Origin of the sequence: Corallococcus aberystwythensis, from assembly GCF_003612165.1 — a bacterium.
Taxonomy (GTDB): Bacteria; Myxococcota; Myxococcia; order Myxococcales; family Myxococcaceae; genus Corallococcus; species Corallococcus aberystwythensis.
Genome location: NZ_RAWK01000287.1, coordinates 1 through 12227 on the forward strand (window position 1 = coordinate 1; position 12227 = coordinate 12227).

The following is a 12227-nucleotide window of genomic DNA, read 5'->3' on the forward strand; positions in this document are numbered from 1 at the left end:
GGGCCGGGGGGCGGCCGGACCATTGGTTCTCTTCCTCCCATTCGCCATGCGCGCTCCATACCCCAAAGTGCCGCGATTGTTGCCAGAGGGTAATGCAGGGGCTATGCCCATGCCCGATGAGCGACATCCAAGAGCCCACGCCGGGAGCCCCGGCACCTGACGAAGCCACGACGCGTCCCGCCGAGTACATCGCGGACATCAGCTTCGAAGAAATGAACCTCTCCGAGCCCCTCCGCCGCGCGCTGGCGGAGCGCGGCTACACCAGCCCCACCCCCGTCCAGGCGAAGGCCTTCGGTCCCGCGATGGCGGGCAAGGACCTCATCGTCCGCAGCAAGACGGGAACGGGCAAGACGGCCGCCTTCGGCCTGCCCCTGCTGGAGAAGATTCCCGCGGACGAGAAGCGCGTGCGCGCCCTCATCCTCTGCCCCACGCGCGAGCTGGCGCTCCAGGTGGCGGAGGAGCTCACCACCCTGGCCAAGTACAAGGGCGTGAAGGTGGCGGCCATCTACGGCGGCGCCTCCATGAAGCAGCAGGAGGACGCGCTGGAAGAGGGCACGCCCATCATCGTGGGCACCCCCGGCCGCGTCTTCGACCACATCAACCGCGGCAACCTGAAGCTGGACGGCTGCGACCACGCCATCCTCGATGAAGCCGACGAGATGCTGAACCAGGGCTTCTACGAGGAGGTGACGCGCATCCTCGACCGTCTTCCGAAGACGCGCCAGGTGCTGCTCTTCAGCGCCACCGTCCCCACGGACATCCAGAACCTCATCGCGCGCTACACGACGGACGCGGAGACGCTGCTCTTGTCCGGCGACGTCTTCACGGTGGAGCACATCCACCACATCCGCTACGACGTGTCGGATCAGTTCCCCAAGCCGCGCAACCTCATCTACATCCTGGAGAAGGAGGAGCCCTCCAACGCCATCATCTTCTGCAACACGCGGGATGACACGGCGCTGGTGACCGCGGTGCTCAACCGCAACGGCTTCGACGCGGAGCTGCTCAACGGAGACCTGCCGCAGAAGGAGCGCGAGCGGGTGATGGGCAAGGTGAAGCGCGGCGAGGTGGCCTTCATGGTCGCCACGGACATCGCGGCGCGCGGCATCGACATCTCCGGGCTGGAGTACGTCATCAACTACTCCCTGCCGGAGGACCCCGCCGTCTACCTGCACCGCGTGGGCCGCACGGGCCGCATCGGCAACAAGGGCACGGCCATCAACCTCTTCTCCGGGCGCGAGCTGGCGACGTTCACCGTGCTGGAGAAGAAGTTCGGCATCAAGTTCGAGATGCGCGAGATGCCCGCCCCCGAAGAGGCCATGCGCCTGTGGACCGAGCGCCACGTGCGTGAGCTGCGCGAGGGCATGGGCTCCAGCATCTTCGAGGGCTTCCTGCCCCTGGCCTCGCAGCTCAAGCAGCGCCCGGACGCGGACGACCTCGTCGCCTTCCTCATCGAAGTACTACTTCAGCCGCCTGCGCATGGAGAAGGCGCAGGCCGCGGGTGAGGGAGAGAAGCGCGAGCCCGCTCCGGAGCGCAAGCCGGTGGAGCGCCGGGGCAAGGACCGCGAGCGCGACCGCGAGCGTCCCCGCCGCGAGGAGCGCACCGAGCGCACCGAGCGTCCCCGCCGCGACGAGCACCCGGACCGCGAGCGCCGTCCGCGCCGCGACGAGCCGCGCCGCGAGGACCGGGGCGAGCGCCGGGGCACGGGCACTTCCGCCGCGCTGGAGCCGGGCCCCGGTGAGACGAAGCTCTGGGTGAACCTGGGCACCGCGGACGGCCTGGGGCCGGGCAGCATCGCCACGGCCATGGAGGACGCGGGCGCCCCGGTGGGCAAGCTGGTGCGCGCGGAGCTGCGCCCCACCTTCGCGTACGTCTTCGTGGCGGAGGAGGACTCCCCGGGCTTCGAGGCCCTCAACGGCAAGCAGCACGGCGGCAAGACGCTGCGCGTGGAGAAGAGCAAGCCGCGCAGCGAGCGCGACACCACCAGCACCCGCCCGCCCCCGTCCCCGGACGCGGGCCCCGGCGAGGTGAAGCTCTGGGTGAACCTGGGCTCGGATGACGGCATGGACGAGGCGAAGCTGCCCGCCACGCTGGAGTCCCTGGGCGCTCCGGGCGGCAAGGTCATCAAGGCGCTCACCCGCCCCACCTACGGCTACGTCTACGTGCCGGAAGGCGACGCCCCGGGCTTCGAGGCCCTCAACGGCAAGCCGCACAACGACAAGCCGCTGAAGCTGGAGCGGCACCGTCCGCGCGGCCAGCGCGAGGAGCGCCGCCCCCGCCACGAGGCCCTGCAGGACGTCCCCGGCCAGGCGCGTCTGTGGGTGGGCCTGGGCCGGCAGGAGGGCCTGGACGAGGCGGGCGTCACCGCCGCGCTGGAGGCCGCGGGCGCTCCGGCGGGCAAGGTGCTGAGGACCGACCTGCGCCCCACGTACGCGTACGTCTTCGTCGCGGAGGAGGACGTGGAGGGCTTCGAGGCCACCCACGGCAAGCCGCACGGCGAGGGCAAGACGATCAAGGTGGAGCGCGCCAAGCGCAAGTAGCGCTTCGCCTACGGGGCGCCTTCCGGTTTGCTCAAGGCTCCCTCAAGGCCCTGGTGCTGCCTTCTTCCTGCGGGCCCGGTGGTAGTGCGCGACGCACAGCCCCCGGGCCAGCACGGGCCGGCCACACTCCGGTGAGGCGCAGGCCGCGCTGACGGCCTTCACCGCGAGGCCCGAAGCGCCCGGCCCCCCGCTGAACATCGCCTCCGCCACGGCCATGAGGCGGTCCACGTCCTCCCGGCCCAGCTTCTTCAGCCGCACCCACTCCACCAGCCGATGAGCCCCCGCGTCCTCCGCGTCCTCCAGCCGGAACAGCTCCCACAGCGGCAGCTCCAGCGCGGCCGCGACCTGGAGGAGCGTGTCGTAGCTGGGGTTGCGCTCGCCGCGCTCCAGCAGCGACACGAAGCTCACGGAGATGTCACACCGGGCGGCGAAGTCCTCCTGGGTGAGGCCCCGGCGCTCGCGCAGCGTGCGGATCCGCCGCGCCAGCCCCTGCAGGGAGGAGCCGGCGTCGCTTTCGTCCGGGGGATGGGGGCGCATGGACGCTCGCATCGTAGCGTACCCCTTCTGTTAAGGTTTTCCGTCTGTCCTCAGGAGTGACGCCCGCCATGAACGCCGTCGACGGCACCAACTACTACTTCCGCAAGGCCGCGCGGGTGATGGACGTGGGCACGCCCATCGAGACGCTCCTGGCCACGCCCCTGCGCGAGGTGAAGGTGCAGGTCTCCATCGAGATGGACTCCGGCGAGATCCGCACGTTCCTGGGCTACCGCATCCAGCACGACAACAGCCGCGGCCCCATGAAGGGCGGCCTGCGCTACCACCCCGCCCTGGACCAGGACGAGTGCGTGTCGCTCGCGTCGCTGATGACGTGGAAGACCGCCGTGGTGAACGTGCCCTACGGCGGCGCCAAGGGCGGCGTGGCGTGCGACCCCGCGCAGATGAGCCTCAAGGAAGTGGAGCGGCTCACGCGCAAGTTCGTGGACCAGATTCAAGACGTCATCGGGCCCACGCGGGACATCCCCGCGCCGGACGTCAACACCAACCCCCAGGTGATGGCCTGGGTGATGGACCAGTACTCGCGCTACCACGGGCACTCCCCCGCGGTGGTGACGGGCAAGCCGCTGGAGCTCTACGGCTCCAAGGGCCGCGAGGCCGCCACCGGCCGGGGCCTGCTCTACGTGTGCCGTGAAATCCTGCGCGACCTGGGCATGCCGGTGAAGGGCACGCGCTTCGCCATCCAGGGCTTCGGCAACGTGGGCAGCCACATCGCGCAGCTCATCTGGGGCGACGGCGGCGTGGTGGTGGCCGCGTCCGACGTGCTGGGCGGCATGTACAACCCGCTGGGCCTGGACGTGCCCTCCCTCTTCGAGCACGTGAAGCGCACCGGCACCGTCACGGGCTTCAGCGGCGGCACGCCGTGCACCAACGAGGACGTGCTCGCGGCGGACTGCGAAGTGCTCATCCCCGCCGCCCTGGGCCACGTGCTCACCCGCGACAACGCCAACAGCGTGCGCGCGCGCCTGGTGGTGGAGGGCGCCAACGGCCCCACCCAGCCGGAGGCGGACGACATCCTGGAGAAGCGCGGCATCTTCGTGGTGCCGGACATCCTGGCCAGCGCGGGCGGCGTGACGGTGAGCTACCTGGAGTGGGTGCAGAACCTCCAGCACGTCTCCTGGGAAGAGGAGCGCGTCAACGCGGAGCTGGAGAAGACGATGAAGGAGGCCTACGACCGGGTGGCGCAGATTGCCCGCTCGCGGAAGGTCTCCATGCGGACGGCCGCCTACATCCTGGCCATTGGCCGGGTGGGCAAGGCCACCGTGCTGCGCGGCATCTGACGGGTGCCGGAGGGCGGCCGTCCGGCCGTTGCCGCGTCGCGTCCAGGCAGGCGTGGGGCTCCGGGCCGCTTCCGTCCGGGGCCCGCTTCCGCTACACGCCCGGCCATGATGGTCACCCTGCAGGACATCCAGGCGGCGCGCGAACGGCTGCGGACCGCGCTGCGCCCCACGCCGTGCCCCGCGTCGGACTACTTCACGGAGAAGACCGACTGCGCGGTGGTGTACTTCAAGCTGGAGAACCTCCAGCGCACCGGTGCCTTCAAGGAGCGCGGCGCGCTCAACAAGCTGCTGACGCTGACGGAAGAGGAGAAGCGCCGCGGCGTCATCGCGGCCTCCGCCGGCAACCACGCGCAGGGCGTGGCGTACCACGCGCGCCGGCTGGGCATCCGCGCCACCATCGTGATGCCGGAGCGCACGCCGCTGATCAAGGTCACGCGCACGCGGGACGACTACGGCGCGCGCGTGGTGCTCAAGGGCGCCAACTACGACGAGGCCTACGCGGAGGCGCTGCGCATCCAGGCCGCTGAGAACCTGGTGTTCGTGCACCCCTTCAACGACCCGCACGTCATCGCGGGCCAGGGCACCATCGGCCTGGAGCTGTTGGAGCAGTGCCCGGACCTGGAGCTGGTGATTGTTCCGGTGGGCGGCGGCGGGCTCATCTCCGGCGTGGCCGTGGCGCTGAAGGAGTCAAACCCGCGCATCCAGGTGGTGGGCGTGCAGGCCTCCACCATCGCGAGCATGAAGGCGTCGCTGGATGCCGGAAAGCGCACGGAGCTCACCGCCGCGGGCACCACCATCGCGGACGGCATCGCGGTGAAGATTCCGGGCGAGCTCCCCTTCGAGCACGTGCGCAAGTACGTGGACGCGGTGGTGACGGTGGACGAGGAGGAGATCGCCGCCGCCATCCTCATGCTGCTGGAGCAGGAGAAGTCGGTGGCGGAGGGCGCGGGCGCGACGGGGCTCGCGGCGCTCATCAACGGGCGCGTGCCGCAGGCGAAGGGCAAGCGCGTCGCCATCATCATCGGGGGCGGCAACATCGACATGAACGTCATCAGCCGCATCATCGAGCGGGGCCTCGTGAAGGCGGGCCGCCTGGTGCAGTTGGAGGTCCGGCTGCCGGACCGGCCCGGCATGCTCGCGCGGCTCACCACCCAGATTGCCGAGATGCGCGCCAACGTGGTGGACCTGCACCACGACCGCGCCTTCTCCAAGGCGGGCCTGGGCGAGGCCACGGTGGAGGTGATGCTGGAGACGACGGGACACGCCCACATCCAGGAGCTGATGACCGCGCTGGAGTCCCAGGGCTGGCAGGTCGCCCGGACGTAGGGCGGGGAGGCTTGCGCGGGCGCTCGGGGGTTCGGCGATACTCCGGAAACCCATGAACACGCCCCTCATCGCCCTGCTGCTCCTCGCCGCCGCTCCTCCCGCGCAGAAGGCGAAGGAGCTGGCCGCCCACAAGGAGTGGGAGGAGCTGTACCTCGCGTTCGCCGCGGCCGACCCCGCCTCCTACCCGGAGCCGCAGCGGCCGTCCGTGGCGGCCCCGCTGCTCAAGGGCTGCGAGGCGCTGCTCTCCGAGGACGCGGTGATGGCGTACTCGCTGGGCGAGCGCGCCGTGGCCTTCCAGGAGACGGCGGGCGGCCTGCGGTGCCTGGCGCGCTCGGCGCTGAAGACGGATCAGCGGGCCGCCGCGGAGGAGGCGCTGAAGAAGGGCCTGGCGACCTTCCCCAAGGACGGCGCGTTCGCGCTGGAGCTGGGGCGGCTGCAGTTGCAGGACAAGGACTCCGAAGGGGCGCTGGCCACGTTGCAGCAGGTGCCCGCGAAGTCGAAGGAGGCCGCGGAGGCGCGCAAGCTGATGCAGCAGGCGCGCTCGCAGGTGTCGGAGGAAGGGGCCGCGCGGCGCGAGGCGGAGCGCCTGGAGCAGCGGATGAACGGCGACCCTGGCCCCGGGGACACGCGCCAGGCGAAGGCGACGGCGGGCGGAGACATCCGTCCGGCGGGGCTGAGCTACGAGTCCGGCATGGGCAAGGACGGCATGCGCGTGCGCCAGAACCGGCGCTTCGCCATCCGCTACTTCAACAGCGACCGGGACTTCGGCCAGCGCGCGGAGTACGAGGGCAAGGTCGTGTCCGCGCTCGACGAGGCCTATGACTTCACCCAGCGCACGCTGGGGCGGGCCCGCGAGCGGCAGCTGGACGTGGTGCTCTACACGCGCGACGAGTTCCGCACGCACCTGGGCCCCACGTACGCGGCCCGGGTGGCCGGGCTGTACCACGACGACGCCATCCGCATGAACGACGCGGCGGAGCTGACGCAGGGGACGAAGGCCACGCTGGTGCACGAGTACGTGCACGCGGCGGTGGACGAAATCTCCCCGCGCGGCGGCGGCGCCCTGCCCCGCTGGTTCAACGAGGGCCTGGCCGAGTACATCGAGTGGCGCTACCTGGGGCTGGACGGCCCGCCGCGCGGCCTGCGGGACGTGATGCGCGGCCAGGCGAAGCAGGGACAGCTGCCGAAGCTGTCGGACATGGACTCGCAGGCGCCCATCTCCATGTCCCAGCCGGAGATCGCCTACGGCACGTCCGCCATGGCCGTGCGGGAACTGGTGCGGCTGGGGGGCCAGGAGAAGCTCCTGGACTTCATCCAGAAGGCGGGCCGGGCCGACTCCTTCCAGGAGGCCCTGAAGGCCACCTATGAGAAGGACTTCGCGGGCCTGGACCAGGCGGTGCGTGCCGCCCTCTCGGGGAGGTAGCGGCCGGTCGGGCGTGGCGGATTGGTTTACCCCCTGGCGGGAGTCCCCTACACTCGCGGGCCCCAAGATTTTCTGCTGCGGCGGTCCCCGTTGGACGCTGTCGCAGCAAGGTGACGGATGTCCGATACGCGCGCCGCGATGAGAGAGTTCCGCTTCCTGGACGAGAAGCGGAAGCTGGGAAGCCTGTCCGCTGTCGAGGAGGCTCGCTGGGTCGAGTTGCGCGGCCTCTTGGGCATCCAGGACGCGGCGGACACCGCGGCGGCGGCCCAGGCGTGGGCCCAGCCCACGGAGCAGCAGCCCCAGGGGTACTACGGCGAGGATGGCCAGTGGTACGCCTACCCCGCCGGTTACGAGCAGCCCCAGGGGTACTACGGCGAGGATGGCCAGTGGTACGCCTACCCCGCCGGCTACGACCCCAACGCCCAGGGGTACTACGGCGAGGACGGCCAGTGGTACGCCTACCCCGCTGGCTACGACCCGAACGCGGCGGCCTATGATCCGAACGCGGCGGCGTACGACCCCAACGCGGCGGCCTATGATCCGAACGCGGCGGCGGCGTGGGCGCAGCAGGGCTACGACCCGAACGCTGCGTATGACCCGAACGCGGCGGCTGCCTACGCGGATCCGCAGGCCGGTGGGTACGCTCCGCAGGCGCCCGCGGACCCGGACAGCCTGAACCTCAGCACGGACGACATCGACATCCCCTCGCTGAGTGAACCCGCGCCGTGGATGCCGCAGGCGCCCGTGGCGGCGCCCGCCGCGGAGACGGCGGACGCGTGGGGCACGAGCGCCGAGGAGGACTTCTCCGGACTGTCGTCGGAGACGCCGGCCCCGGTGGCCGCCGCCGAGCCGGAGCCCTCGCTGGAGGACTCGTTCGCGGACCTGTCGATGGAGGTCGAGTCGGAGGCCCAGGCCCCGGCGGAATCCGGGCTGGATCCGATGGCGGAGGCGCTGGCCTCCGCGGAGCACGCGGCGGGTGAGGCGGAGCTGCTGGAGGCCGAGCCCGTGTCCGAGGCGGTGATGGCCGAGGACCTGTCGCCCGTGGACGCGGCGTGGGATGCGGCACCGCTGGCGGTGGAGTCCGAGGAGTCCGAGGCCAACGCGCTCGATACGGCACCACTCGCGGTGGAGCCGGCGGCGCAGGCCGAGGGTGGAGCTTCGGAGTGGGACTGGAGCGACGTCTCGACGGCGGAGGCTGCCGCGCCCGCGGCTGGGGGCGTGCAGGAGGCGCAGGCCATCGCCACGGAGACGGCTGGCGCGTGGGGGGCGGATGCGGCCCCTGTCGCGGAAGCATCGGAGTCCGGTGGAGAGATCGCGCTCGGCGCGGGTGACATCGCGGAAGCGTGGACCGACGGCGCCGCGGCCACGGAAGTGCCGGCGGAGGAGATCGCCCTCGACGCGGGCGACGTCGCCACGGAGTGGCAGTCCGGTGGTGAGCTTGCCGCGGGCACGGCCGATGCCGCGGCTGCGTGGCAGGAGGCTCCGGCGGCGGAGGAGATCCCGCTCAGCGCGGGTGACGTCGCGACGGATTGGCAGGCCGGCGGCGAGACTTCGGATCAGGAGATTGCGCTCGGCACGAATGATGTCGCCACGGATTGGCAGGCCGGTGGTGAAGCTCCTGCCGAGGCGATTGCGCTCGGCACGAATGACGTCGCTACGGATTGGCAGGCCGGTGGCGAAACTCCGGATCAGGAGATTGCGCTCGGCACGAACGACGTCGCGACCGAGTGGCACTCCGGCGGCGAAACCGCGTCGGAAGAGATCGCTCTCGGCACGAACGACGTCGCGACGGATTGGCAGGCCGGTGGTGAGCCTCCGGCCGAGGCGATTGCGCTCGGCACGAACGACGTCGCCACGGATTGGCAGGCCGGTGGTGAGCCTCCGGCCGAGGCGATTGCGCTCGGCACGAACGACGTCGCCACGGATTGGCAGGCCGGTACCGGCACGCCGGTAGAAGCAACTGCCGATGCGGTCGCGCTCAGCACGGACGATGTCGCCACGGAGTGGCAGTCCGGCGAGGAGACCTCCTCGGAGGGCGCCGCCGGAGAAGTCGCGCTCAGCACGAACGATGTCGCCACGGAGTGGCAGTCCGGCGAAGAAACGCCGTCGGAAGGCGCGGGAGAGATCGCGCTCGGCGCGGAGGATGCCGCGGCGGCGTGGCAGTCCGGCGCGACTGGCACCCCGGACGCCGCTGCCGAGGAGATCGCGCTCGACGCGAGCGATGTCGCGACGGATTGGCAGGCCAACCCGACGGCATCCGCACAGGCCGACGAGAGCGCACCGGGCTCAGTCGATGCCGCTACCGAATGGTCGGCTGACAGCGCTGTCGCCGCCGAGGAGATCCCGCTCGATTCGAGCGAGGTCGCCACGGACTGGCAGGCCGACAACGCCACGGCGGCGCAAGCCTCCAACGAGGAGATGGTTCTCGGCGCGAGTGACGTCGCGACGGAGTGGCAGGCGTCCGGCAATGATCCGGCCGCCATCGCCGAGGGAACCGCGTCCGCGTCCGAGTCCGCCGTAACGTGGCAGGCTGAAGCGGAGACTCCTGCCGAGGAGATCGCGCTCGAAACGAGCGATGTCGCGGCGGAGTGGCAGTCCGGCAACGTCGCTTCCACGGAAGTGCCCGCCGAAGAGATCGCCCTCGACGCGAACGATGTCGCCTCCGAAGGCAATGCGTACGGAGCCGACGGCGGCGCCGCTTCGGCGGTCGCCTCCGGTGTGGAGGCCCAGACCTTCGACGTGGCCGACCTGGGCGCGGAAGAGGAGCAGCAGCTCACGCCGCCGGCTTCCCCGTTCGCGAATGAATCGGGCATTCCGTCGCTGCGGATCCGCAGCATCCCGGTGGGCCCGGACATCGAAGCCGACACGCTGGAGCTCGGCGCGGACGATGTCGAGCCCTCGGCCGAAGGGGGCCAGGCACCGGAACAGTGGGGCGAGCTGAGCGGCAGCGCCGACGAAGCCGTGCCGCTGGCCACCGCCGCCGAGTCGCTCGCCGAAGCGCAGTCCACCGAGTCTTCGGCGTGGAACACCCCGGATCAGGATGCGCAGCAGTGGTCCGCCGAGGGCACGCCCTCCGACGCCACCACCACCGTGGGATTGCAGGACGCGTCCGCCGCCATCGAGCTGCAGCCCGAGTGGGCCGCGGATGCCGTGGAGCCCGCCGCTGACGCGTCCGAGTGGGCGCAGTCGTCCGAGGACTCGGCCCCCATCGAGCTCCAGCCCGAGTGGGCCGCCACCGCGTCGGACGAACAGCCCCACGCGAGCGCGACGCCCGCCTGGGATGCCCCGGCCACCGAATCCGCATGGGCCGCATCCACGGCGGCGCCAACCCCTGACGCCCAGGGTGGATGGACGCCGCCTTCCGAAGAAGCCCCGCTGATCGAAGCCCAGTCCGAGTGGGCCACCCCGGAAGCCACCGAGCCCGTCGCCGGCGCGTCCGCATGGAGCCCCACGGAAGAAGCGGCCCCCATCGAGGCCCAGCCTGAATGGGCCACCGAAGAAGCCGCGCCCGTCGCCGCTCAGCCGGAGTGGGCTGCCGCGGAAGAGGCCCCCATCGAGGCCCAGCCTGAATGGGCCACGGAAGAAGCCGCGCCTGTCGCCGAGCAGTCCGAGTGGGCCACGTCCGAGGCCGCGCCGCTCGAGGCCCAGCCTGAATGGGCCACGGAAGAAGCCGCGCCCGCCGTTCCCACGCAGCCGCAGTGGGGCACCCCGGAGGCCGCGCCGCTCGAGGCCCAGCCTGAGTGGGCAACCGCCGAAGAAGCGCCCATCGAAGCCCAGCCCGAGTGGGCCACGGCCGAAGAGACCGCGCCCGTCGCCGCGCAGCCCGAGTGGGCCACCGAAGAGACCGCCCCTGTTTCGGCGCAGCCGGAGTGGGCCACCGAGGAAGAAGCCGCACCGGTCGCCGCGCAGCCCGAGTGGGCGACGGCGGACGGCACCACGCAGGCCGCTGCCGAGTCCGAGTGGGCGTCTGCGGAAGCCGCGACGCCCGCGGTCGCGCAGCCGGATTGGACCGCGACGGAAGAGGCCCCCATCGAGGCCCAGCCGGAGTGGGCCACCGAAGAAGCCGCACCTGTCGCCGCTCAGCCGGAGTGGTCCGCGACGGAAGAGGCAGCTCCCATCGAAGCCCAGCCTGAATGGGCCACGACGGAAGAAGCCGCGCCCGTCGCCGCTCCGTCCGCATGGAATGCCTCCGAAGAGGCCGCGCCCGTCGCCGCTCAACCGGAATGGGCCGCTGCGGAAGAAGCGCCCATCGAGGCGCAGCCTGAGTGGGCCACAGAAGAAGCCGCGCCCGTCGCCGCTCAACCGGAATGGGCCGCTGCGGAAGAAGCGCCTATCGAGGCGCAGCCTGAGTGGGCCACGGAAGAAGCCGCGCCCGTTGCCGCACAGTCCGGATGGGCCGCGACGGAAGAAGCGCCCATCGAGGCTCAGCCGGAGTGGGCCACCGAAGAAGCCTCACCTGTCGCCGCTCAGCCGGAGTGGGCCTCGACGGAAGAAGCGCCCATCGAGGCTCAGCCTGAGTGGGCCACAGAAGAAGCCGCGCCCGTCGCCGCTCAGTCCGCATGGAACGCGTCCGAAGAAGCGCCCATCGAGGCTCAGCCCGAGTGGGCCACGGAAGAAGCCGCACCTGTCGCCGCTCAGCCGGAGTGGGCCGCGACGGAAGAAGCCGCCCCCATCGAGGCGCAGCCTGAGTGGGCCACCGAAGAAGCCGCACCTGTCGCCGCTCAGCCGGAGTGGGCCGCGTCTGAAGAAGCCGCCCCCATCGAAGCGCAGCCTGAGTGGGCGACGAGCGAGGATGTGACCCCGGGCGCGGATCAGCCGTGGTCCGCCACGCCTACCGCCGCGCAGCCGGAATGGGCCTCCTCCGAGGACACCTCGGCCGGCTCCGCCTGGGCCCAGCCTGCCACCGGCGCCCAGCAGCCGTGGGAGGCCCCGGTCGAGGAAGCTGCCTCCGAGTGGTCGTCTCCTCCCCCCACGCCGGAATGGGGTGCGCCCGAAGCCCCCGCCGCACGCTCCTCCTGGGCCACGCCCCAGGAAGCCCAGCCCGACTGGATGGCTGACGCCGCGCCCGCTCCGTCCACCTGGCAGGCCCCCCAGGCCCCCGC

Annotated in this window: 5 protein-coding genes and 1 pseudogene; 5 read left to right on the forward strand and 1 reads right to left on the reverse strand. The window is 71.5% G+C overall.

The genetic code is table 11. The features are described 5' to 3' along the window. The first annotated feature begins 116 nt into the window (after nucleotides 1-116). A pseudogene (locus tag D7W81_RS34255) lies at nucleotides 117-2541 on the forward strand (DEAD/DEAH box helicase). Nucleotides 2542-2583: 42 nt separating this feature from the next. On the opposite strand, the gene D7W81_RS34260 reads toward D7W81_RS34255, so the two are convergent. Then, nucleotides 2584-3078 carry a helix-turn-helix domain-containing protein gene (locus D7W81_RS34260; RefSeq protein ID WP_120559602.1) on the reverse strand — a complete coding sequence of 165 codons (495 nt, stop codon included), beginning with the start codon at nucleotides 3076-3078 and terminating at the stop codon, nucleotides 2584-2586. 68 nt (nucleotides 3079-3146) lie between these two features. On the opposite strand from D7W81_RS34260, the gene D7W81_RS34265 reads away from it, so the two are divergent. The 4 genes from D7W81_RS34265 to D7W81_RS34280 all read left to right on the forward strand — a co-directional run. Beyond that, nucleotides 3147-4376: a Glu/Leu/Phe/Val family dehydrogenase gene (locus D7W81_RS34265; protein ID WP_120528742.1), complete on the forward strand. Its 1230-nt coding sequence runs from the start codon at nucleotides 3147-3149 to the stop codon at nucleotides 4374-4376. Between the two features lie 108 nt (nucleotides 4377-4484). Next, nucleotides 4485-5702: a threonine ammonia-lyase gene (locus D7W81_RS34270; RefSeq protein WP_120559603.1), complete on the forward strand. Its 1218-nt coding sequence runs from the start codon at nucleotides 4485-4487 to the stop codon at nucleotides 5700-5702. A 52-nt stretch (nucleotides 5703-5754) separates the two neighbouring features. Further along, complete coding sequence (locus tag D7W81_RS34275; RefSeq protein WP_120559600.1) at nucleotides 5755-7125, forward strand: peptidase MA family metallohydrolase; 1371 nt, start codon at nucleotides 5755-5757, stop codon at nucleotides 7123-7125. 117 nt (nucleotides 7126-7242) lie between these two features. Further along, a partial coding sequence (locus D7W81_RS34280) for a hypothetical protein (RefSeq protein ID WP_120559601.1) occupies nucleotides 7243-12227 on the forward strand: 4985 nt, incomplete at its 3' end.